This window comes from Paenibacillus sp. CFBP13512 (assembly GCF_005233705.1).
GTDB lineage: Bacteria > Bacillota > Bacilli > Paenibacillales > Paenibacillaceae > Saccharibacillus > Saccharibacillus nuruki.
The window spans coordinates 112012-135183 of record NZ_QGAD01000003.1; the positions used below are offsets into that span (position 1 = coordinate 112012).

At 38.5% G+C, this 23172-nt stretch carries 21 protein-coding genes; 15 read left to right on the top strand and 6 right to left on the bottom strand.

The genetic code is table 11. The annotated features are described in order from the left end of the window. Window positions 1–52 precede the first annotated feature (52 nt). Together PaeCFBP13512_RS04960 and PaeCFBP13512_RS04965 are read right to left on the bottom strand one after the other, a co-directional pair. On the bottom strand, window positions 53–820 hold the full coding sequence (locus PaeCFBP13512_RS04960; protein ID WP_069325957.1) for an HAD family hydrolase: 768 nt from the start codon (window positions 818–820) through the stop codon (window positions 53–55). 12 nt (window positions 821–832) lie between these two features. After that, window positions 833–1750, bottom strand: coding sequence for a winged helix-turn-helix domain-containing protein (locus tag PaeCFBP13512_RS04965; RefSeq protein WP_069325956.1), 918 nt, complete (start codon window positions 1748–1750; stop codon window positions 833–835). 244 nt (window positions 1751–1994) lie between these two features. Here PaeCFBP13512_RS04965 and PaeCFBP13512_RS04970 point away from each other — a divergent pair, with 244 nt between their 5' ends. From PaeCFBP13512_RS04970 to PaeCFBP13512_RS23170, 6 genes are all read left to right on the top strand, one after another. Next, complete coding sequence (locus PaeCFBP13512_RS04970) at window positions 1995–3179, top strand: MFS transporter (protein WP_342671971.1); 1185 nt, start codon at window positions 1995–1997, stop codon at window positions 3177–3179. A gap of 162 nt (window positions 3180–3341) precedes the next feature. Beyond that, complete coding sequence (locus tag PaeCFBP13512_RS04975; RefSeq protein ID WP_137222010.1) at window positions 3342–4067, top strand: phosphonate ABC transporter ATP-binding protein; 726 nt, start codon at window positions 3342–3344, stop codon at window positions 4065–4067. A gap of 12 nt (window positions 4068–4079) precedes the next feature. Continuing rightward, complete coding sequence (locus PaeCFBP13512_RS04980; RefSeq protein ID WP_137221574.1) at window positions 4080–5363, top strand: hypothetical protein; 1284 nt, start codon at window positions 4080–4082, stop codon at window positions 5361–5363. 13 nt (window positions 5364–5376) lie between these two features. After that, window positions 5377–6075, top strand: a complete 699-nt coding sequence (locus tag PaeCFBP13512_RS04985) for a response regulator transcription factor (RefSeq protein ID WP_069325954.1) — start codon at window positions 5377–5379, stop codon at window positions 6073–6075. Further along, window positions 6075–7478: a sensor histidine kinase gene (locus tag PaeCFBP13512_RS04990; protein ID WP_069325953.1), complete on the top strand. Its 1404-nt coding sequence runs from the start codon at window positions 6075–6077 to the stop codon at window positions 7476–7478. The genes PaeCFBP13512_RS04985 and PaeCFBP13512_RS04990 overlap by 1 nt, the downstream gene beginning before the upstream one ends. Before the next feature lie 27 nt (window positions 7479–7505). Beyond that, complete coding sequence (locus PaeCFBP13512_RS23170; RefSeq protein WP_161594215.1) at window positions 7506–8570, top strand: GNAT family N-acetyltransferase; 1065 nt, start codon at window positions 7506–7508, stop codon at window positions 8568–8570. 111 nt (window positions 8571–8681) lie between these two features. On the opposite strand, the gene PaeCFBP13512_RS05000 is transcribed toward PaeCFBP13512_RS23170, so the two are convergent. Then, a complete protein-coding gene (locus PaeCFBP13512_RS05000; protein WP_137221576.1) occupies window positions 8682–9884 on the bottom strand; it encodes a glucose-1-phosphate adenylyltransferase in 1203 nt (400 codons plus the stop codon). Window positions 9885–10180: 296 nt separating this feature from the next. On the opposite strand from PaeCFBP13512_RS05000, the gene glgB reads away from it, so the two are divergent. From glgB to PaeCFBP13512_RS05020, 4 genes are all read left to right on the top strand, one after another. Then, on the top strand, window positions 10181–12103 hold the full coding sequence (glgB, locus tag PaeCFBP13512_RS05005; RefSeq protein WP_069325951.1) for a 1,4-alpha-glucan branching protein GlgB: 1923 nt from the start codon (window positions 10181–10183) through the stop codon (window positions 12101–12103). Between the two features lie 16 nt (window positions 12104–12119). Beyond that, on the top strand, window positions 12120–13553 hold the full coding sequence (glgA, locus tag PaeCFBP13512_RS05010) for a glycogen synthase GlgA (protein ID WP_069325950.1): 1434 nt from the start codon (window positions 12120–12122) through the stop codon (window positions 13551–13553). A 228-nt stretch (window positions 13554–13781) separates the two neighbouring features. After that, on the top strand, window positions 13782–14621 hold the full coding sequence (locus PaeCFBP13512_RS05015; protein ID WP_137221578.1) for a hypothetical protein: 840 nt from the start codon (window positions 13782–13784) through the stop codon (window positions 14619–14621). 56 nt (window positions 14622–14677) lie between these two features. Beyond that, a complete protein-coding gene (locus tag PaeCFBP13512_RS05020; RefSeq protein WP_137221580.1) occupies window positions 14678–17428 on the top strand; it encodes a PAS domain-containing hybrid sensor histidine kinase/response regulator in 2751 nt (916 codons plus the stop codon). A 47-nt stretch (window positions 17429–17475) separates the two neighbouring features. Here the strand turns inward: PaeCFBP13512_RS05020 and PaeCFBP13512_RS05025 are convergent, their stop codons facing one another. After that, the gene (locus PaeCFBP13512_RS05025) at window positions 17476–18369 is read right to left on the bottom strand and encodes a helix-turn-helix domain-containing protein (protein WP_137221582.1); all 894 of its coding nucleotides are present in this window, start codon (window positions 18367–18369) and stop codon (window positions 17476–17478) included. Between the two features lie 154 nt (window positions 18370–18523). On the opposite strand from PaeCFBP13512_RS05025, the gene PaeCFBP13512_RS05030 reads away from it, so the two are divergent. From PaeCFBP13512_RS05030 to PaeCFBP13512_RS05040, 3 genes are all read left to right on the top strand, one after another. Further along, window positions 18524–18979 carry a YybH family protein gene (locus PaeCFBP13512_RS05030; protein ID WP_137221584.1) on the top strand — a complete coding sequence of 152 codons (456 nt, stop codon included), beginning with the start codon at window positions 18524–18526 and terminating at the stop codon, window positions 18977–18979. A 33-nt stretch (window positions 18980–19012) separates the two neighbouring features. After that, complete coding sequence (locus PaeCFBP13512_RS05035; protein WP_241669285.1) at window positions 19013–19501, top strand: ester cyclase; 489 nt, start codon at window positions 19013–19015, stop codon at window positions 19499–19501. A gap of 190 nt (window positions 19502–19691) precedes the next feature. Next, a complete protein-coding gene (locus PaeCFBP13512_RS05040) occupies window positions 19692–19973 on the top strand; it encodes a hypothetical protein (protein ID WP_137221586.1) in 282 nt (93 codons plus the stop codon). Window positions 19974–19996: 23 nt separating this feature from the next. Here the strand turns inward: PaeCFBP13512_RS05040 and PaeCFBP13512_RS05045 are convergent, their stop codons facing one another. Next, on the bottom strand, window positions 19997–20197 hold the full coding sequence (locus PaeCFBP13512_RS05045; protein WP_137221588.1) for a hypothetical protein: 201 nt from the start codon (window positions 20195–20197) through the stop codon (window positions 19997–19999). A gap of 83 nt (window positions 20198–20280) precedes the next feature. Further along, the gene (locus PaeCFBP13512_RS05050; RefSeq protein WP_137221590.1) at window positions 20281–20460 is read right to left on the bottom strand and encodes a hypothetical protein; all 180 of its coding nucleotides are present in this window, start codon (window positions 20458–20460) and stop codon (window positions 20281–20283) included. A 251-nt stretch (window positions 20461–20711) separates the two neighbouring features. Here PaeCFBP13512_RS05050 and PaeCFBP13512_RS05055 point away from each other — a divergent pair, with 251 nt between their 5' ends. Both PaeCFBP13512_RS05055 and PaeCFBP13512_RS05060 read left to right on the top strand, forming a co-directional pair. Beyond that, window positions 20712–21716 (top strand): hypothetical protein, encoded by a 1005-nt coding sequence (locus PaeCFBP13512_RS05055; protein ID WP_137221592.1) that lies wholly within the window; start codon window positions 20712–20714, stop codon window positions 21714–21716. Window positions 21717–22012: 296 nt separating this feature from the next. Continuing rightward, the gene (locus PaeCFBP13512_RS05060) at window positions 22013–22975 is read left to right on the top strand and encodes an ABC transporter substrate-binding protein (RefSeq protein ID WP_137221594.1); all 963 of its coding nucleotides are present in this window, start codon (window positions 22013–22015) and stop codon (window positions 22973–22975) included. Window positions 22976–23172: the final 197 nt, after the last annotated feature.

Below are 23172 nucleotides of genomic sequence, written 5' to 3' on the forward strand. Positions count from 1 at the left end.
AGATTTATTTTGTAGGAATAAGCTATGTACACATAAAAAAACGGACCGGGAGTTAACCCGAAGTCCGTTTCTTTTGCTGTTGAGTCAAGCTGTCATGAATAACTTGAGGTACTTCAATCAATTGCGATATGGTATAGAACGGAAGATCATCTTCATGCTGAAGTTGAACAACGTCATAAGCCCATTCATGAGATTGTTTGAGATAGATCGTATTCAATGAAGCATGTAGAGCAGGCTGAACATCAGAACGTAAAGAATTACCGATCATCCAAGTATCCTGACGTGGAAGTACATGAGAATTAATAATTTCTTCGAGCGCATGAATATTTTTGTGTTGACGAATAAAGATACGGGATTCGAAATAAGAGGTTAATTTCATCTGATCAATCTTACGTTGTTGAATCACTGTTTCGCCACCAGTATAAAGATATAAGGTATGTCCTGCTTGTTGAAGAATCTCTAGCGTTTCAACCATACCCGGATAAGGTTCGACTTCTTTCTCATAGACGCTATTGCCGAGTAAACGCAATTGAGTTTCTTCTTTTTCGTTAATAGGTCGTCCAAATAATTCACTGAAATGATGATACGTTTCGACTAATGATTTGGGAAAATGTTCACTAGCAAATCCGACTCTGTGAACGCCAGCTACATCAATTTCGATCTGCTTTTGCCGAATCGCTTCCATAGTGATGTCGTGATTGTTAAACCATTCTGATAATAAGCTAATAAATTCGTCTAAAATAAGATTGAAATATTTGTTACAATGGATCAGCGTATCATCCATATCAAAGATAAGGTGCTGATGTCTGATATCTTTCATGTGAGTCACTCCTTAAATACGGATATACGATTCGAGGAACAGTTGAAGCTCAGAAGCACCGTCCTGTCGAATACTAAAACGTTCAATATCGCCTCTACCGAGGTGGATACGTAATAAGCCTGCCACTCTAAGCATCATCAGATGATGCATAAGCGATTCTTGCGGTTGTAATAGATAGTGAGCCATATCTTGCAGAGAACGCGGTTCACCGCCAATATAGCGCAGCATACGCAGACGTTCTGGATCAGATAATGCTCGTGTCATACGGAGCAACACATTTGGTGGATCTTCTTCGTCTTGTTCAGGTACATCAACCGGATATTGAATCAATAATACACCTTCATAGAAGCAATACGTATTGATCGGACGATTGTGTACAGTAGGGAATAAGATCACCGTGTTCAGTTCAGGGAAAGGATCTACCACTAAGCCGCCTGAAGCATATTCAATCAGAGCTGTAGGGTCCATTTTATCCAGCAACCCTTTTTTCTCTTTAGCGTCTTCTGTGATCAATTCAAGAATTTCAGCTTCCATATGATGAAAATAATGCTCATACCATAATTTTAATAGTGGAGCATAACTGGTCTGGATCCGTCTTGTATCAATTAATGTCATAGCCGGGAGCAGTTCATGAATCTCATTCCACATTTCATCTTCAGGTGCATTTTCTAAATGATCTAAAAAATCACGAACAGAACCGTCGGCATGACGACAGCTTGCCCAGGCATACAATACATCAAAATCATCAAAAGGCCACGAAGAAGCTTCCAATATAGCAGAGCGTACTCCAGGGCTTAGTTGGTTGTCGATGTCTCTGATCCATTCTGAACCCAGATCGATATCACGAATCCATTTTTTGGTCACATAGACCATAAAACTTCCTAGTAAATCGTAGATCGGAGACACATCTATTTTCACGTCATAGCTCATGAAACCAGAACCCTCCCAAATAGTATCTATTCAACAATAAATGAATCTGATTTTAGATTCAACATAGTGTAACAATATAACCTGTTTGTACGTCTAATATCAAGTTATACCATCGGTTATCGTCCTGTTATTATGGCTTGTTTACTTATACATTGTCTACTATAATGTTCGGATGGTATTTCGCAAAAAAAAGATTTTATGATTCATTTACATCTTGTTTCATTACATAATTGGAGGAACCGTCGTGCTCAAAACATCGTCCCAACATTCGCAATCGATTCATTCTGTATCCAAAATTCATTTTGCTATTTTGATTATTGCTATTATAGTAGCAGGGATTAGTCAGGGAATGTTATTACCTGTACTGGCTATTTTTTTAGAAAAAATGGGCGTTTCTTCCACGTTAAATGGATTGAATGCCGCAGTATTGTATATCGGTTCATTCGGTATGACACTGGTTGCAGAACGATTGTTAGGCGTTTTAGGATTTAAAAAGTTAATGCTAGGAGGATTATTGTTAGTCCTTATCACTTTGCCTCTATTTCCAGTGTACCCAAGTATCGCCTTCTGGTTCGTGCTTCGGTTATTAGTCGGTATCGGAGATAGTGCTGTTCATTATTCTGCTCAATTATGGGTACTTATGGTCACGCCGTCTGAACATAGAGGACGTAACCTTTCGATATACGGGATGTCGTATGGTATAGGATTCAGTATTGGACCACTTGGTATTAAATTGTTAGATTGGGGTATCTATGCACCGTTTCTTTTACTTGCTGGATTATTTCTAATCGTAGTTATGCTGGTGATCTGGAAGTTACCGAATGGAACTCCTGAAAAAACAGCAACCAACGAACCTGCACAACGCCGTTTTGTTAAAAGTTATAGCTGGGCATGGTATGCACTGATCCCAGCATTTCTATACGGATATATGGAAGCGGCAATGAATAGCAATTTCCCTGTCTATGGATTACGAGTCGGCTTTTCCACAGGGGATATCGCCTTCTTACTTCCTTTTATCGGTATCGGAGGATTGATTCTTCAACTTCCTTTGGGAATATTAAGCGATCGCTATGGACGCAAAAAAATGCTTATGATCTGTGGAGGGCTAGGCGGATTGTTGTTCTTATTCGTTCCGATGGCAGAAACAAATATGATCGCTATTGCAGCTATTTTTGCATTGGCTGGAGGTCTGATCGGTTCTTTCTTTTCACTTGGACTTGCTTATGCCGCAGATATGTTACCCAAAATGTATTTGCCGGCAGCTAATGTCTTAGCTTCGTTCCATTTTAATGCAGGAAGTATTATTGGACCGGCGCTAGGCGGAAAAGGAATCGAGATGGGCTCAACAGCTAGTTTATTTTGGGTTTTGGGTGGTTGTTATATGATTTTTGCAGCAACAGGTTTTATATTTAAAGAAAAATCGAAATAATCCGGTGCCGTAGATGGCATTTCTGTGCTTTTTCCCCTAAACTAATAAGTGATGGCTACACCTCAACACTCAAACAGTATTCACGTATATACAGATGATCGTAAACACGAATAAGTCTTAAGCAATCACTAGATAGAGAAGGGCGGCTCATAATAGATGTCGATGATCAAAATAGAGAATCTTACAAAAACGGTCGGTGAACATAAAACCAAAGTATTGGATCGGATTAACCTAGAAATTCAACACGGTGAAATGATCGCTATTTTGGGACCGAGCGGTAGTGGTAAAAGTACATTACTTAAATGTCTGGCAATGAAAGAATCATGGACAGATGGTAGTTTTCAGGTCGGTGATATCGATATTATGAAAGCAGGCTTTAGCGGTAAACGCAAAATATCGCGTGAATGGGCATATGTTGAACAAAGCCCTCAACTTCATCCTGACCGAACAGCGCTCAAAAATGTGTTGATCGGACAAGCCGGACAAACCCCAATCTGGCGTATGCTTACAGGTATGGTGCGATCCGATGATTATATGGGCGCAATGGATGTACTGGAAAGTCTGGGCTTATTAGATAAAGCACATCAGAAAGCCAGTACGTTAAGTGGTGGGGAACGTCAGCGTGTAGCGATTGCACGATCGCTTGCTCATGGTGTCAAAGTAGTTTTAGCGGATGAACCGATTACAGGGCTTGATCCGAAGTCAGGGGAAGATGTCATCAAAACACTTCGCGCGCTATGTAGTAGTGAACGAGTCACGATCATTACAGTGATTCCATTAGAGTTAGCAGAAAAATATGCAACTCGTATTATTGGATTACAAGAAGGACATATTGCTTTTGATATTAAAGGTAGACGATTGACCAGTGCAGAACGTCGATTGTTATAACAGATTTAGTTAATGAAAAGAGTGATACTATTGAAATGGAATCTATGGGTGCGCTTGGCGACAGTCACTACATTACTGATCTTGTTGAGTGGTTGTGAACTCATTTCAGATCCGAAAGGGCTTATGCAGTTGCCACAGCTTCCTTCGGATAAACAGACATTAAGTAGCACCATCCAAGCAGCATTACCTCCAGGAGCCAAACTTGCCAATCCCAAAAATGGGAATGCTAACGATTGGATTCAACAAGCAGATCTAGATGGAGACGGCAAAATGGAAGCTATCGCTTTCTACACTACGTCAGATGCGCGAATTAACGGAATGATTTTTGAACAGTCGGGTTCTGATTGGGTTAAGAAAAGAGATATTGAAGGTCAAGGATATGTGCTAGAAAGTGTAGAAATCAAAGATATTACTCATGATGGTCATAAAGACCTGATCGTCGGTTATTCGAATGCGATTAATACGATCAATAGTGGCGTAGATAGCATGCAGAAAAATCTAGTCATTTATAGTTATGACAAAGGTGAGTTGAATATTGTAGATAAAAAGCCATACACTTATTATGAGATATTAGATATGAATGGTGATGGCATTGATGATCTAACGACGATGTATATGAGTCGTAACAGTTATTTGACGATTACTAATTTCCGCTACAAAGACGGTTTTCAAGAAGTGGATTCGATTGATCTGGATTCAACGATTACTTTAGGATTCTATAATGTAGTATCTGGCAAAGTGTCTAAAGACCAGAATGGTATTATTATGGATCAATTACTAGGGATCTCCTCTGGATTCACACACCTCATTATTATGGAAAATAATAAGCTTCGAGATGTATTCCCTTTAGGCAGAGCGGCTACATTCAAAGACTCTCTGATCTATAGTGATGATGTTAATGGAGATGGATTATTGGAAATTGGAATGCTACAAATTCCATTAGGCTGGGAAAATATTGAGCCTAGCGAAATTCCATACTTTACGTATTATTATCAATGGGATGGAGATAATGGTCTGAAATTAGTCAGTCAGCAATATCGAGATGATTCGGGACGATTTGTACTCAAATTTGCGCCAGAATGGAATGATAAGATTACGCTCGATACCAAGTCTAATAAAGATCAAGATTTACGCTTTATTTTAAAAGATACGGGAGAAAAAGTAGCTGAAGTACGCTTCTTCACTTCAACCCAATGGGCCAACCAAGCGAGTAAAGATTGGGAGCTTATTACCAACTCTAATGATCAATACATTGCACTTTGGCAAAATACAAAAAATAATCTGATATTGAATTGAGGGGGCCTTTTTTATGAGTAAAGTGTTAATTATGGAAGATGAAGAGTCAATCCGTAGTTTTATTATTATTAACTTAAAGCGCAATGGATTTGAAGTGATTGAGACTGAGAACGGGGAACAAGCGTTGCATATGTTAGAAACGGTACCGGATATTGATATTGCTTTACTAGATGTCATGGTTCCGGGGATCGACGGATTCGAAGTCTGTCGCCGTATTCGTGAAAAAAATGAACGGATTGGGATTGTCTTCCTAACAGCTAAAGTTCAAGAGCAAGATAAAGTCTATGCTTTATCTGTAGGTGCAGATGATCATATTAGCAAGCCATTTAGCCCAACAGAATTGATCGCTCGTATTCAATCTTTGTTACGTCGTGTAAATGTACAACGCGAATCCAATACCAAAGTATCGTTTGAATCAGGACCTTTTACTTTGGATCTTATCTCCAAACAGTTCAAGAAAAAAGGGCAACAAATCGAATTGACACCTACCGAGTTCTCATTGGTTCAATTTTTCCTGGAAAAAGAAAATACACCGCTTAGTCGTGATCTACTTTTAGATCATGTATGGGGCAAAGAATATATGGGTGATCCCAAAATTGTAGATGTAAATATTCGTCGTTTGCGTCAAAAAATCGAAAACAATCCGTCTGAACCTGAATTCCTGCAAACGGTGTGGGGACATGGTTATAAATGGAGAGGCCGGGAGTCCTAATGATCAAAAAAGGCATTAGTCGCCAGATTGTTCTACATTACTTCATTGTAGTATTTCTGGCGTTGCTCTTGGTAGAATTGGTATTTCTGTTTTCTATGCGCACGTATTATTACGACAGTATTTACAATTATCTCAATAGTTCAACAGATGTACCACAGAATTATATCAGTGATCAGTCTAGCCCTGTGAAATATCAAGAAATTATTCAACGTTATGAGCTAGGTGATACGGTTGAAGTTCAATTGCTGGATACACAGGGAAATGTGTTGCAGAACTCAACCAACTTTAGAGTCGATAAGCCAATTCAGACCGGTGATATCCCGCAAGCATTAGCAGGCTCTACTGGACGTTGGATTGGGAAGCAAGCTGGCACAGGTGAAAATGTTATGGCGGTTACAAGACAAATTCAAGTGAATGGTGATAATTATCTGGTTCGTTATGTTACTTCGCTAGAGCGTGTTAATCAGAAGTTATTAACGATTACAATGGTTGCTGTAGGCGTTGGAGCCGCAGTCTTGATCATTGTACTAGTTGTAAGCTTAGGGCTGGCGAATTCAATTGTACGACCGCTGAACAATATTATCGGGGTCTCGACATTGATGGCAAAAGGAGACTTTAACGCCCGAATCAAGGGGAACTATCCTCATGAAATTGGTGAGCTTGCTTCAACACTGAATTATATGGCTGAAGAAATTATTCGTAGTAATCAGATTAAAGACGACTTTATCTCTTCGATCTCTCATGAATTGCGAACACCTCTTACCGGGATTAAAGGATGGAGCGAAACGCTAGTCTCAGGTGGATTTGATCCAGAAGAGACTAAGCTTGGGATGAGTATTATTTCCAAAGAAACCGATCGTCTGATTGGATTAGTAGAAGAAATGCTTGATTTCTCTAAATTGCAACAGAATCAGATGAAAATGGTGATCGGGGAAGTTAATCTTAAAGAAGTATTGCAAGAGACGATGCTTAATGTCTGGGCAAAAGCAGAGCAGAAAAAAATCCAGCTGAAGTTAGAACCCGGTGCTCGTCCTTTTATAGTACAAGCCGATGGTAACCGTCTAAAGCAAGTTTTTCTAAATATTGTCGATAATGCCATTAAATTCTCACCGGAAGAATCTACAATCTTTATTATGCTTACAGAAGTCTCCCCTGAACGTGTACGAATATCGATTCAAGATGCAGGGATCGGTATCAGTCAGGAACATTTGGAAAAAGTAAAAGATCGTTTCTTCCAGGTGAATCCGAACCGGGGCGGAACAGGCTTGGGGCTTGCGATTACACAGCAGATTGTACAATTGCATAATGGTGAAATGTATATTGATAGTGAGATCGAAAAAGGCACCACAGTTATGATAGAACTTCCATTAACCAAACAGCAAGAAATACTACAACTAACCTAAAACAGACTAAACAAGGGGGATCACCATTTGACATTACAGCAACCTCAAGTTAACGATTTGCCACTTCGTATTATTAAAGCAAATCAGCAATATGCTGAACAGGTAACCTCTTTGTTAGTGAATGCAGCAGAGTGGATGGAGTCTAAAGGCATAGAACAATGGAAAAAGGAAATGTTTACTCCTGAGTTAATTCATAGCTATTTTCTAGAACGAGAAGTGTTTATTCTATACATGGCAGAGCAACCAGCCGCTATGTTTACTTTACAAGCAGGCGATCTGGAGTACTGGCAACATCTGAATGATGAAGATTACTTTTATTTGCATCGTTTAACGGTACATCAAGATTTTCGCAGTGTAGGGCTAGGAGCTATTGCTATTCAGTGGGCTAGTGATTATGCACATAGTTCTGGTAAAAAAGGGCTTCGCCTAGATTGCATGGCGCATTTACCTACTTTGAATCGCTTTTATCAAAGTCAAGATTTTCGTTATATGGGTACACATGAGGTAAAAGGTCGCCTAGCTAGTCTTTATGAAAAGCTTGCGCCTGCCAAAGATCATCAGATTCGGTTAGAGTATTTTCTAGAAAAAGATTTCGATCAGTTATTAGAATGGTCGGGAGATGCTGTGTTTCTACAACAATGGAGTGGATCAGGCTGGGAGTATCCGCTAGATCAAGATGATCTTAATGCTCATATAAAAGGATCGAATCATCCACGATTTTCAGATCAGTTGATCTATATAGCTGTAGATCGCATGACAAATCGTAAAATAGGGCATGTAGCGTTAAGTAAAATAGATCGTAGTAACCGGTCTGCACGTATATCCAAATTATTAGTCGGTGATCCTGAAGCGAGAGGGAAAGGCTACGGGCGACAAATGATTCAAGAGCTATTACGGATTGGTTTTGATACTTTAGGAATGCATCGTATCACTTTAGGTGTGTATGATTATAATGGATCAGCGATTCAATTGTATGAGTCTTGTGGATTTAGTAAAGAAGGATTAATGCGCGATTCTTCTTGGTTAAACGGTCAGTATTACAGTGTATACGAGATGAGTATACTCGAACACGAGTGGAAAGCATTACAATAGCAAAATAAAAAGCGGTAGCCTTATGGCTACCGCTTTTTATTTATTCTATACGTTGTATATCGTAATGATCATCATTGAAATGATCTTTATTTACCAAAAGGATGTAATAAATTATAATCCGCCCGCACGCAATCTAGTGGATTTATCATAAACTTCTTGAAGTAAGCGAGCAGGTTGTGTACGAACAACAGGTTTAGCATGGATAATCTCGTAAGGAGCAACAACTTTGATATCATCAGCAGTACCTTTGATGACTGCTCCTTCTTTGATGACTGCCCCTTCAGCGACAATCGCATATTCTACACGAGCATTTTTGCCTACAATTGCACCTGGCATAATTACACTGTGACGAACATCGGCGAACTTACCGATTTCAGCGTTGTTAAATACAACAGAACGTTGTACATCGCCTTCTAATACCGCTTGATCGCTAACCATAGAACATTGAGGAACTTGACGTTCACGAGTGATCGTATTTGTAGCATTTAAACTAGGTGAGAACATAGGCCAAGCTTCATTTTTAAGTTCAAACTGTTGATCTTGACTTAAAATATCCATATGCGCTTCCCATAAGCTATCGATTGTACCTACGTCTCTCCAGTACCCTTGGAATTCGTAAGCTACCACGATTTGGTGTTCTGCCAACATTTGCGGAATAATATCTTTACCAAAATCATGATTGGAATCTGCTTTGACTGCATCTTCGATTAGATGACGTCTAAGATATTGCCAGTTAAATACGTAAATTCCCATAGAAGCTAGATTACTTTCTGGTTGAGCAGGCTTTTCAGAGAATTTGGTAATATTCATTGAAGAGTCAGTACTCATCACACCAAAGCGACTTGCTTCTTCCCATGGAACTTCCATAACAGAAATAGTTGCCATAGCATTGTGTTCTTGATGGTAGTTAATCATATCACTATAATCCATGTGATAAATATGATCGCCTGAAAGAATCAAAACATTTTCAGGATTAAGCGCATCAAGATAAGCGATATTTTTCGTGATCGCGTCTGCTGTTCCCATATATTCACCTGTTGCTTCAGAAGACAACAGAGAGATGTTCATTTGAAGATCGGATGTGGACCAAGCATCCCCTTGATCGATATGGTCATGAAGCGATGCTGCTTCATATTGCGTCAGTACACCGATCGTATCAATGCCTGAATTCACGCAATTACTGAGAGGAAAATCAATAATCTTGAAGTCTCCACCAAACGGAACTGCTGGTTTGGCTACAATTGATGTAAGTGGTGCGAGTCTGCGCCCTTCTCCTCCGGCCAGCAACATAGCAACACACTTTTGATTTTTCATTAACTTTTCCCTCCAACTGTATAGTGACAACGCTCGTGATGATGTAATAATTTATAACCTTGAAAGATATTGGTTGAAACAAGTTTATTGTAAAATTTTTTCATTAACCAATTCTTTGTTCCCCTAATTGCGTAGAAAGGTCTTTTCAACTGGAACAAATACGGGTAATAATTGTGGTTAGTGACTTAAATCGTTTACCTATTCTAATCAGAAGGATAATAAACTAGAATAGAAGTAGAAGATATAAAATAATGTAAAAAATAAACATACATCTACTATGTAGCGGGGGTGATTTTTTGAGTCAAAAACGAACAGTTTATGGAGAACCAACTCCTGAGGAACTTTATCTTTTTCATGAAGGCACAAATTATCATACGTATCGTCACTTTGGGTCTCATGTGACGTCAGAAAATGGAGAGTCTGGTGTACGCTTTACGGTATGGGCGCCTGATGCCATACATGTCGGAGTCGCAGCAGACTGGAACAATTGGGATGGCGAACATCATCCATTACATAAGCTTCCCAACTCAGGAGTATGGACAGGATTTCTGCCGAATGTTCATGAAGGCAGTCTGTATAAATATCATATTACTCCATCTAATGGGGTGCCTTTTCTTAAAGCTGATCCGTATGCGCATTATGCTGAAGTTCGACCAGCGACGGCTTCTGTTGTTTCTTCATTAGCAGGGTATACATGGAATGATGCGGTATGGAGACGCAAACGTCGCGCACCTTATCGTAAACCACTTAATATTTATGAAATGCATTTTGGAACATGGAAACAAAAAGAAGATGGGAGCTTTTATACCTATCGTGAGTTGGCAGATATCCTAATTCCTTATTTGGTAGATATGGGATATACGCATTTGGAATTGATGCCACTAACCGAACATCCGTATGATCTATCATGGGGTTATCAAAGTACTGGCTATTTTGCACCAACCAGTCGTTATGGAACGCCACAAGAGTTAATGTATTTTGTAGATGCTTGTCACCAAGCAAATATCGGTGTGATCTTAGACTGGGTTCCAGGACATTTCACCAAAGACGCACATGGTCTGAGAATGTTTGATGGTACACCACTATATGAATATGCTGACCCAGATCGAGCTGAAAAGATCGGATGGGGCACATTATCATTTGACTTTGGTAAGCCAGAAGTTCGTTCTTTTCTAATATCGAGTGCCTTATATTGGATGGAAATGTTCCATTTTGATGGTCTGCGTGTCGATGCAGTCACCAGTATGATCCGACTTGATTTTGGTAGAGAAACGGTTGGAGGCTGGAAGCCGAACGAACAAGGTGGAGCTGAAAATAAAGAAGCGATCTCGTTTTTGCAACAGCTCAACAAAACGATTTTTCAATATTATCCTCATGCTCTGATGATGGCAGAAGAATCCAGTGCGTGGCCGGGTGTGACGAAGCCTGCACATGAAAATGGGCTTGGATTTAATTATAAATGGAGTATGGGTTGGATGAACGATACCCTAGACTATGTCGAATCAGATTTCGACCAACGCCCTAGTAAACATAATCTGTTAACGTTCCCGATCACCTATGCATTTGCAGAAAATTCCACGTTACCTCTTTCTCATGATGAAGTGGTGCATGGTAAGAAGTCGCTACTTGATAAAATGCCGGGTAGCTATGAGCAGAAGTTCGCAGGACTACGTCTGTTACTAGCTTATCAGATGACCCACCCGGGCAAAAAGTTATTATTTATGGGTGGCGAATTTGGACAATTTATCGAATGGAAAGATCAAGATCAGTTGGATTGGTTACTGCTTGAATACGATATGCATCAGAAAATGAAAAGTTACACACGCGAGCTAAATCATCTCTATCTACAATTACCTGCTTTGTGGGAACAAGATCATGAGTGGGAAGGGTATGAATGGTTAAATGCAGACGATGCTGCACGTAGTGTGATTACGTATATGCGTAAAGGTAAGAAAACTAACGATACACTGATTATTGCGATCAATTTCCAACCGATTCCACAAGTGAATTACCGTGTAGGTGTACCGAAAGCAGGAACATATGAAGAGATATGGAATAGTGATGAGCCTCGTTTTGGCGGAACAGGTGGACGAACAGAATCATTAGTCTTTTCTGAAAAAGAACCGTTCCATCAGCAAGAGCAAAGTATAGAAATCACTTTACCACCACTTAGTGTGCTTATATTAAAGCGTCGCACTTCCAATAGACGCAAATCATAGAAGGAGGACATAAACGATGAATATTTTATTTGCAGCAGCAGAAGCGAATCCTTTTATCAAAACAGGAGGTCTTGCTGACGTTATCGGCGCATTGCCTCAAGCTCTTCAAAAAGAAGGGGCAGATGTACGGATCGTATTACCCTTTTATAAAAGTATCCCTGCACCCATTCGTGAGAAGTCTGTCTTATTAAAAGTGATTCAAGTACAAGTGGGATGGCGTAGTCAATATTGCGGTATTATGCAATATATCGAAAATGGTGTGACCGTATATATGATCGATAACGAGTATTATTTTGGACGTGATGGGATCTACGGGTATGGAGATGATGGGGAGCGTTTTGCTTTCTTTAACCGTGCTGTGTTAGATATTTTACCAGTGATCGAATTCCAACCTGATATTATTCATGCTCATGATTGGCATACAGGCATGGTACCGATGTTACTTAAAGCACAATACCGTTATAACCCGTTCTATGCAGATATCCATAGTGTATTTACGATTCATAATCTGCTATATCAAGGTATTTTCCCTTATTCTGTATTGGGTGATTTACTTGGCATGGATGATCGTTATTTCCAATCTGAGGGAATCGAATATCATGGTAATGTAAGCTTTATGAAAGGTGGAATCGTGTTCGCTGATCAAGTGACTACGGTAAGTCCAACCTATGCAGAAGAAATCAAAATGCCTTATTATGGCTATGGATTAGAAGGGTTGTTAGGCTCACTCGGTGATCGCTTGCACGGGATTGTGAATGGAATTGATACGAAGAGTTATAATCCAGCAACAGATACGTATCTAACCAGTAATTATCGTAGTGCAACAGCGAAGCGTACAGCTAATAAGTTGGCACTACAAGAAGAATTAGGATTACCAATTGATGCTAAAATCCCTATGATTTCTATGGTTACTCGCTTGGCTGAATCGAAAGGATTAGATCTAGTCACTCGTGTACTTGATGAACTATTATATTATGATGATGTACAGTTTGTTATCTTGGGCACAGGTGAGCAAGAATACGAAGATTGGTTCCGTGAAGCGCTGTCTCGTCACTCTACTAAGCTTGCGGCAGAGATTAGATTCAGTGAAGGCGTAGCACGCCGTTTCTATGCAGGTAGTGATATGTTCTTAATGCCTTCCAAATTCGAACCTTGCGGGATCAGTCAATTGTTAGCGATGCGTTATGGTAGTATTCCAATTGTTCGTGAAACCGGTGGATTGAATGATACGGTACAATCGTATAACGAATTTACAGGCGAAGGTACAGGATTTACATTTGCTGCTTACAATGCACATGATATGTTATTCACTATTCGTCGTGCATTATCTATTTATAATCAACCTAAAGAGTGGAAAAAAGTTGTGAAAAATGCGATCACTGGCGAATATAGCTGGCAGGTATCTGCGCAAGAATATCTAGAAGTGTATCGTAAAGCATCTGAATCTTAAGGTCGCATAATGATTCAAAATAGTAGGTTAAGCTCAATGAGTGAAGCCAGAAAAGGCTACCCGCAAAATAAAAGATAACGGGTAGCCTTTTCTTATTTTGTATAGGATGATTTGGTTATAACGTGCACTATCTATATGGATAAATCAATCAAGAGGTAGAGATGATTCTTGCTTTTGATTAAGTTATCGATGAGATACTCTAAATAACAGTAAAAGGTGGAAATACATATGCTTAATCTAACCAGTACAAAATGGGAACTTCTCCACGGGCCGTATGGTAACGGTGGACATATTCCTTCACTTATCACATCATTACAACAACATTATGATCAAGAGCAAGCAAACGAATTATATTATGAAGAGTTATATCATCAGAACACAATTTATCCTAGTACGTACGTATCGGTTCCGTATTTGGTACAGATGGCACTGGAAGCTTCTGATCTTCAGACTCAACTGGATATTTATATCGTATGTGGAATGTTTGAAGCGTGGAATGAATTGCCTATAGGTGAAGACACTCATGAACCATCTAAAGAGTGGTATGATTATTTTACAGATTTAGATACTGAAGAAGTAGTGGATGTATACCAATCGTATCAACAATCGATACTAAGGTTAGAGTCCGTTTTAGACAAAATTATCACACAGATCTATGAGGTTGAAGAGAGTGAAAAGATTCATCTTTTAGCTGCTATAGCTGCTTTGCAAGGATACCGACATTGGGCGAAATGTTTTCTTATGTACAGTGATGGTGAAGAATACATAGGGGCATGTCCTAATTGTGATCAAGATCTCTATATATGGACCGATCAAAATAGTGAACTCACCGAATGGCGAGCTTATCCTACAGATCCAGTGATGAATATAGAAGCAAACTATCAAAAAATACGACCGGATGCGGAATATCAGAACCAAGAGGATCTGAAATGGTTATATACGTATATGACTTCATTGCAAATGACATATCGGGTAACCCAGCTAGCTTATTTAGGAGGAAAAGTGAATTGTCCTCACTGTTCTGACGATATATCTATAAGAGAAGCTTTATTAAAAAATATCTTCTAAATCGATTATTATATTAGGCTACAGCATTGCTCAACATAAGGGAGCGTTAGGCAGATATGAGTGAAGTAACCATAAGCAAAGAAGTATACCAACGATTACTATCGAATGAAAAGCATTATCAAAATATTATGGATTATTCTAACGATATGATTAGTCGTCATCAGATCAATACAGCATCTACCTATTTGTCAGTATCTGATGCAGCATATACATTAACAGGCTATACCCCAGAAGAATTGCTAGGAACCAGTGGATATCTCTATATACATCCAGAAGATGCTCCTCAAGTTATTGAATATATTAATGTCAGTCTGATTATGAATCATCATGTAACGATTGTATACCGGATTTTGCGCAAAGACGGTTCGTTTTTCTGGGCAGAATCGGCTTGTCATTATTTGTACGATGAACAAGGTCGCAAAAAAGAAGTGCTATCTATTACTCGTGATATCACAGAACGTAAATTGATTGAAGAACAATTGCAATACAGCGAGTGGCAAATGCGTCTTATTACAGATCATACATCTGATTTGATTTCTAGGCATGTAGCCAATAGTGACGTGACATACTTATATGCTTCACCCGCCTGTAAAACATTGCTTGGTTATACCCCAGAAGAAATGTTGGGTAAAAATGGACTAAGTTATGTACATGAAGATGATGTAGAGAAAGTACGTAACTACTTAACAGCCGTTCAATATGTGCAATCCGATCCAGAAGCGGTTATTTTCCGTTTTAAACGTAAAGATGGAACGTATATGTGGTCTGAAACGACTTGTCGATATACGTATGATGAACAAGGCGAATTGGAATATGTTGTAGCTGTCTCACGGGATATTACCGAACGGCGTGAACAAGAAAAAAGACTGCGTGAAAGCGAAAGTCGTTACAAATCGTTATTTGAACATAATCCTACAGGTATTAATGCTTTAAGTATAGATGGCACTTATTTGGCTATGAATAAAAGCATGGAGGATCTTCTAGGTTATACGAATGAAGATTTGAAAAATAAACCTTTTGAACCTGTGGCTCATCCTGACGATCTAGCTAGAACCAATTATCATTTTGAATTAGCCAAAAAAGGTGAGACACAGACGTACGAAATACGCACTTTTCACAAAGATGGTCATATTATTGAAGTTCATGTTACCAATGTACCGATTTATGTAGAAAATGAAGTGGTTGGTGTGTATGGGATTATTAACGATATTACCGAGCGTAATCAGTATTTAGCTAAAATAAAAAATTTAAGTAATCAGCAAGAGCTTATTTTAAATTCAGTATCTGAAGGGATATTCGGCGTCGATCTGGAAGGCAATACAACGTTTATTAATCCAGCCGGATCAGCGATGTTAGGGTACGATGTCAATCTTATGATGAATGAATATCATTTGAAGCAGATCGAGCAAAGTCAGCCAGATGGAAGCCCAGCGCTGGCGGGAGATACCCCGATTATGCGTTCTCTGTCAGATGGACAACCTCTTTACCGTGAGGAAGCCGTATTATGGAGACAAGATAATTCAAGCTTCTTAGCTTCATACCGTGTGACTCCTATTATTGATAATGGGGAACGTGTAGGTGCAGTAATTGTTTTTCGAGATCGTACGGAAGAGAATGAAGTGATTCGAGCACGTGAGATTGCTGAACAAGCAGATCGGGCGAAATCTGAATTCTTGGCAATTATTAGTCATGAATTACGTACGCCAATGAACGGTATGATCGGTATGATTGAACTGTTGTTCGATACGTTAGAGACACAAGAACAACGGGAATATGCTGAAATTATTATAGATAGCAACAATGCATTATTGAAAATTCTAAACGAGTTGTTAGACTTTAGTAAAATTGAAGCTGGGCGTATGGAGCTGGAGTATGGGGAAGTCAATATTCAGCATTTACTCGATCAAGTGACGGATATTTTTGTTACACCAGTACAGGAAAAGAAACTGTTTATTAATACACATATCGATCCCAAGTTACCTTCTTATATTATTGGAGATGAAGATCGATTACGACAGGTTCTGATCAATTTGGTCGGAAATGCTGTTAAATTTACAGAGCATGGTGGTGTATTGATTTCTGCTCATCTGAAGCCACAAGTTGATGCGCAATCGATTGTTGTAGAATTTTCTATTCAGGATACAGGGCACGGTATACCGGAAGATCAACAAGCCAAGTTATTCCAACCGTTCTCTCAGATCGGGACAGCGACCAATCGTAGATATGGCGGAACCGGTCTAGGATTATCTATTTGCAAAAAGATTATTGAATTGATGGGCGGTTCTATTCGGGTTGAAAGTAATTCTAATCGAGGAGCTACTTTTGCATTTACACTAACATTAAATGCAGCCGATTATCCTGAAATCGATATGACTGCACAACAAATAACTGCACAGCCATCGGTACCGACTTCATTATATGGCCCTTTACGTATCTTGGTAGCTGAAGACAATGCAACCAATCAGAAAGTATTGTTAACCATATTAAGCAAGCGAGGGTATCAGGCAGACCTTGTAGAGAATGGGGCAGCAGCCGTAGAAGCGACCAGTCGTAAAATATATGATTTGATATTTATGGATGTGAATATGCCGATTATGGATGGTATGGAGGCAACACGTCGTATTCGTCAGCAATATCAATCTTCACCGATTATTGTAGCGGTGACTGCATTTGCTCGCAAAGAAGAACAGTTATTATGTATGGAAAGTGGAATGCAAGACTTTGTATCTAAGCCACTTCGGATCACTGATATTGAAGCACAGTTAGAAAAGTGGTCAGAGTATATTCGTACGCATGATAGAAAATAATACAACCTAAACAAAAAAACTCTCTTAACGCTAGAGAGTTTTTTTGTTTACCATTCTATGGCTTGTTCTCGAAAATCAGAAGGCGTATATCCTGTTTCTCTTTTGAAAAATTTACTAAAGTGGGTTGCTTCTTTGAAGTTAAGATATTCTGAAATGTGGCTGACCGATTGATCGGTATGCACAAGTAATCGCTTCGCTTCTAAGATCATTCGAGCAGAAATAAAAGCTTTGGCAGTCATTCCGGTTGCTTCTATAGAAGCTCTGGTTAATGTTTTTTCAGTACAATTTAAATAGTGCGCATACTCGCTAACATGACTCCATTCAGCGAAATGTGTCTCGACAAGCTTATGGAAATGAATAAAACGTTGTGATAATTGAGTATAGGTTATGGGAAGAGTATTTTTGTGCACAATATGAAGCCAAGTCATCAAGGTATAAAGTTGATAACGTAATAACATATGGACATCTTCGGTAGGTTCTGAGATCAGAGAATCTTCGATCATTCTAGCAATCGAATAAACAGCTCGATCTAATTCTGTATTAGTTAGCGTTAGCACTTTGGGTAGTCTTTCAATATCAAAAGCTAGCTTGTGTTCATTTAAAGTTGAAGACCTAGGTATAAGAAACTCGGAACGAAATAAAATAATCCAACCCTCCCAATCTTCATCTTTTCCAAAGTTATGAACCTGATTAGGAGAGACTACAAACAGAGTTCCTGATTTACACAAAACGGGTTCAAAATCAATAGATTGAGTACATTCCCCTTGAGTCACGCAAATAACCATATAGAATTTGTATCTATGATTAATATCTATTCTTCCTTTAGGTGTACGCTTTTTTAATTCGGAAAAACTGAAAATTTCTAAGTCGTATGAATAAGGCGAAGGTGGATTATATCCTAGAGCTTCTATTTTGACATCATGATTTAGTTGAACATTCATAGTATATATTTCCTTTCGGTGAGAAGTTGTATAAAAATATAATGTCCATTTTATATCTTTTTTAGTCCTGATATAGCCTTTATTTCATATTCTAAATCACCTAAAATGATCATATAGCATCTTATCAATATAACATAGAAAAGGAGTTTGAAAAATGAATACGATGAACCATAACGAAATTACTGAAATTGTTATGGATATCGAACGCGCAAATAATGAGCGTTGGAATCAAGGCGATTGTTATGGTTATCTCGATAGTTATAGTAATAATATCAGTTACTTTGATCCGATTACTGCAAAACTTCTCATCGGTAAAGTAGCTGTAGAAAAGCATATTTTGACACATTATAAAAATCCAAATATTATTCGAAGCGAATATATAGATCCAAATGTAGCTATTAGTGAAGCTGGTGATCTCGCTGTACTCAGTTACAATTTACGCAATTTTGTAGTAGGAGAACATGGAGAAGAACGACTTCAGACTTTTTGGAACTCAACAGCCGTTTTTCGCCAGATTAATGGCAAGTGGCGTACAGTCAATGCCCACTGGTCTTTCGTCCAACATCTAGGAATTATGTCGAGACCGGTACATATAGCATATGTCCGATAAAAATATACAAAATGAGATGTCTACAAGTTGGATATGAATGATATAAGTACATCTATCGATTTTCTAAAAATAAAACTGGGTTTATTAGAAAGGAATTTGATTATGACAATAGAAAACAATAAATATCAGATGAAGAGATTTACGGATTTCATTAATACAGCTGACTCAAAGCTCGCTGAAGAGCTTATCGCATCAGATGCAATATTCTATAGTCCTGGAAAAGATGATCCGATGATAGGACCAATGGGTTACCTCGCAGTCATCGATATGATGCGAGGTGGCTTTCCAGATATTCAATGGACATTGGAAGAGACAGTAGCAGAAGAAGAAATGGTAGCAGCACGCTTCACCATGAGAGGCACACACTCAGGTGATTTTTATGGTTTTCCAGCCACAAACAAGAAGATACAAGTTCAAGCAATGAATTTCTATAAATTTTCTGAAGGGAAAATTGTTAAGGAATATGGTCAACCCGACTTGCTTGGATTGCTTCAACAAATTGGAGCTGGACCGAAGGGTTAAAAGCGTGTGTTCTAATATAAGCATTACTATAGAAATAGCCGTCAGAAATTGGCGGCTTTTTCTATACTATGTTATTTTAATACTGAAAGTAACATTGAAATAGATTATAAAGGTGTAAACAGATACACAAATATTTTTAAAAAGTTGAAAAGCAAATCAGAACAACGACGAGGAGAAAGAGGTGAAATCAATGAGTATTTATTCTTCAAATCATCATAAAATAAAATGGCTACGAAATGGTATTGTGAGTGTAATGGTCATTGGATTATTAGGGGGTGTGTTTACAATAGGATCAGCTCGAAGTGAGGCGAGTATCCAAAGTCCATCTGCATCAAATTACCATCCTTCGTATTTTGTAATAGCTAACCCTACGCTAGTCATAGCAGTAGTGGCAGGGACTGGTGTTGGAATTGCTCTAGGTATACCACTTACTGCGAAATTGTATGCTAATGTGCTGCGTGCTATCCAATAAATTATTATGTAACGATCCAAGTATTATTGCTTATATATAAAACCAATATAAGCTAATCCGGCTAAACAAACCAAACATCCAAGAATCGCTAAGATTCGTTGAAATGGATTGTATTTTTGCGGATCAATCGTAGAAAATTCTATAACTTGTGTTAACGTCAGCACAAAGTAGGCAAAAGCGGCTAAAGCTAATAAACCAATCGATTGTGGATAAATTAATCTCATTAGTAAGCTAAGTACAGCTATTATAGGGCAAGTCACAAAGATAATTTTAAATAGTCGCGTTATCATCGATGCTCCATTTCCTATTATTTAGAATTCGCAGAGGTAGAACGTAATATGAAAAAAGTAGCTAAAGACATACATAATATACCACCAAACCAACCTATTGTCGGTGCATAGACAAACATATTTTTACTGTACATCCCCAAAAGAATCAAACATATACCTGCTAAAATGAGGGCAATTGCTTTACGTTGTAACAACATAGGATTCATCTTCCTTCCATAAGTAGTCAATAGCAATAATCTAATATTATCAAAAAAAGATAATAATTACTAAATCCCTACGATTATAATGGATAGATGATTTAACATTTAAAGTGTGTTTTTTGCTATCTGACTCGTTTTCTTATAAAATAGTCACGGTAATGATGAATGTCATTATCCTGAAAGATAACGAATCGTGTTAAAGTAGGCAAGCATGACGCTATATTTACACAACAGAGAGGAATGTACGCATGAAAAAAGTAAAGACATTACGAACGATGAGCATCATGCTCATGTTAGGAGCATCGCTCACAGCTGTACATACAGCTTCTGCTGATCCGTTGAAAGTTGACAATGCTTTTTTTGAAAAACAAAAGCAAGTCGTGATGGATCAGACGGTAACTAATTCTAGTAATGATGCTAGTGCATCCAAAGAAGTGCAGAAGCTTGAAAATGCAGATTATTTGTATATGAGTACAGATGGTCAAGTGTATAGTTCCAAACGTGGCTATCTAGGAGCCGCTAAAAAAGATGATGATATTGAAGCTTCGCGTGTTGGCGATCAACCAAGTCCACCGATTAGTGGTAATGGCCCTGCGGTCAAAGATGTAAATGGTGGTACAACAGGAGCTTTTGAGCGCAAGCAATTGGCGTACTCTGGCTTTGACAGTATTACATCAGACATTACACTTCCTAAAGTAAGCGGTCTAGGTGCAGGCGAACAGCCATGGGTTTATTATGGATTTGATTCTGATAATGCTTCAATAGAAGCTGGATATGCTTATCAGACAGGTACATTTAGATGGTTGCCGTATATTCGTTCCAATGGATTTTACTATGCTGATTCCGCATACCAGAAGTATGATGGTAACCGGATCAATAGCGTACAGTTCTATTTAGCCAAAACAGCAACATCGGATACGTATTACAATGCATATATGGTCGTGGGTGGCACACAAGTCACGATTGCGCCTACAAAATTCACGGATAGTGATGCAAATTCGACTTCAGTGAAAAAAGTAACTTCGATTGCCAAGAAAGCTTTTGACGGTACCAATATCGAAGGTCGCACAATGAATCAACGCTATGACAATGTACAAGTGTCTTTATTTTATCAAGACCAGGCTTATCCATGGACACAGTACCCAGAGTCTAGCGACTTTAGAAACAACAAATGGTATGGAACGATCGACAATCCAATCTCCTATGTACACCGTGATTGGGATAGTACCTCGATTTATAAAGATACCAACTAAGTTAAAGCTATAACGCTATGTATGATAGAAGTAGACTGACTATTTCTATACTAAGCATGTCTACGCTATCAAGTAGAAGGAAGCCGATCTGTATTATTCGGCTTCCTTTTTGCAGTTTTTACAGTTGTATCTCACAAATGCTTACAGAAGTTGAATATATGCAATGCTTTGTTTCATGAATTTACATTACATGTTTACTTTAAAGGAACAACGTATTATAATAGCAAACGTTGAGAATAATTATCATTATCACAAAATATAAAAGATAATGGTACGGATATGAAGGAGACAGGAACATGATACTGAAAAAATTAACAAAAACGATATTGACAGTGGGTGCGATTACAGCAATTTTGGCAGGTTGCGGAAATACCAGTACAGCGAATCAGACAGTGGCGACGACAACGAATAATGCCAATGCGATTACGATTCAAGATACGATAGGAACAACAACATTGCCTGCACCTGCTCAAAAAGTAGTGGCGTTGGAATGGTCATTTGCAGATGATCTATTGGCACTTGGTGTTACACCGATCGGAATTGCTGATGATGATAAGCCAGAAGCAATGACCAAATTAGCAGGTAAAGCATTTGACTATATGCCTTTAGGTAAACGTGAGACACCAGACTTAGAAAAAATCACCGAAGCTTCACCTGATCTGATTATTGCAGATAGTGATCGTCATACGAAGATCAAAGAGCAATTGGATCAGATTGCGCCTACGATTGTATTGAACAGTCGTAAAGGTTCTTATGCTGAAAGTATTGATGATTTCAAAGTAATTGCCAAAGCAGTCGGCAAAGAAAAAGAAGCAGACGCACGAGTGAAGCAACATGATCAGATTATGGCTGATCTGAAAAAACAAGTAGAAGCTATGGGTAGCAAAAAAGTATTGATCGGTGTAGCACGTAAAGATGGATTCGATGTTCATACATCCGATTCTTATGCCGGACAAGTTATGACAGAAATGGGTTTCCAAAATGCCATCTCTAATACAGATGAACCTTATGTTGAACTAAGTCTAGAGACGTTAACTACGCTTGATCCTGATATTATTTTTATTGCAACCGATGATTCTGAAGCCATCACCAATAAGTGGAAAGAAACACCTGTTTGGAAAAACTTGAAAGCAGCTAAAAGCAATCAAGTCTTTATGGTAGATCGTGATATCTGGACTCGCTTCCGTGGGATTACTCCTGCTGAAAAGATTGGACAAAATGCACTGGATTTTATAAACGGTAAAGTGAAAAGCCAGTAATTTAGCATATCTGATCAATAAAAAACGTTCACTCAATTAAAACTATCAGATAGATTTAGAGTCATAAAATGATCTATTAGATGGATTGTTCATAAGTAGATTGATAGATACACCAGAAAGGGAGATATCGAGCAGCCTATGTGCGCTCGATATCTCCCTTTTGTATTTTAACAAACGATTTCTTTTGGATAAGCATC

Coding starts and splice junctions, on each gene's coding strand:
- PaeCFBP13512_RS04960 (WP_069325957.1), bottom strand. CDS start 820: ATGAAAGATATCAGACATCAGCACCTTATCTTTGATATGGATGATACG.
- PaeCFBP13512_RS04965 (WP_069325956.1), bottom strand. CDS start 1,750: ATGAGCTATGACGTGAAAATAGATGTGTCTCCGATCTACGATTTACTA.
- PaeCFBP13512_RS04975 (WP_137222010.1), top strand. CDS start 3,342: ATGATCAAAATAGAGAATCTTACAAAAACGGTCGGTGAACATAAAACC.
- PaeCFBP13512_RS04980 (WP_137221574.1), top strand. CDS start 4,080: ATGAAAAGAGTGATACTATTGAAATGGAATCTATGGGTGCGCTTGGCG.
- PaeCFBP13512_RS04985 (WP_069325954.1), top strand. CDS start 5,377: ATGAGTAAAGTGTTAATTATGGAAGATGAAGAGTCAATCCGTAGTTTT.
- PaeCFBP13512_RS04990 (WP_069325953.1), top strand. CDS start 6,075: ATGATCAAAAAAGGCATTAGTCGCCAGATTGTTCTACATTACTTCATT.
- PaeCFBP13512_RS05000 (WP_137221576.1), bottom strand. CDS start 9,884: ATGAAAAATCAAAAGTGTGTTGCTATGTTGCTGGCCGGAGGAGAAGGG.
- glgA (WP_069325950.1), top strand. CDS start 12,120: ATGAATATTTTATTTGCAGCAGCAGAAGCGAATCCTTTTATCAAAACA.
- PaeCFBP13512_RS05015 (WP_137221578.1), top strand. CDS start 13,782: ATGCTTAATCTAACCAGTACAAAATGGGAACTTCTCCACGGGCCGTAT.
- PaeCFBP13512_RS05020 (WP_137221580.1), top strand. CDS start 14,678: ATGAGTGAAGTAACCATAAGCAAAGAAGTATACCAACGATTACTATCG.
- PaeCFBP13512_RS05025 (WP_137221582.1), bottom strand. CDS start 18,369: ATGAATGTTCAACTAAATCATGATGTCAAAATAGAAGCTCTAGGATAT.
- PaeCFBP13512_RS05030 (WP_137221584.1), top strand. CDS start 18,524: ATGAATACGATGAACCATAACGAAATTACTGAAATTGTTATGGATATC.
- PaeCFBP13512_RS05035 (WP_241669285.1), top strand. CDS start 19,013: ATGAATGATATAAGTACATCTATCGATTTTCTAAAAATAAAACTGGGT.
- PaeCFBP13512_RS05040 (WP_137221586.1), top strand. CDS start 19,692: ATGAGTATTTATTCTTCAAATCATCATAAAATAAAATGGCTACGAAAT.
- PaeCFBP13512_RS05045 (WP_137221588.1), bottom strand. CDS start 20,197: ATGAGATTAATTTATCCACAATCGATTGGTTTATTAGCTTTAGCCGCT.
- PaeCFBP13512_RS05050 (WP_137221590.1), bottom strand. CDS start 20,460: ATGTTGTTACAACGTAAAGCAATTGCCCTCATTTTAGCAGGTATATGT.
- PaeCFBP13512_RS05055 (WP_137221592.1), top strand. CDS start 20,712: ATGAAAAAAGTAAAGACATTACGAACGATGAGCATCATGCTCATGTTA.
- PaeCFBP13512_RS05060 (WP_137221594.1), top strand. CDS start 22,013: ATGATACTGAAAAAATTAACAAAAACGATATTGACAGTGGGTGCGATT.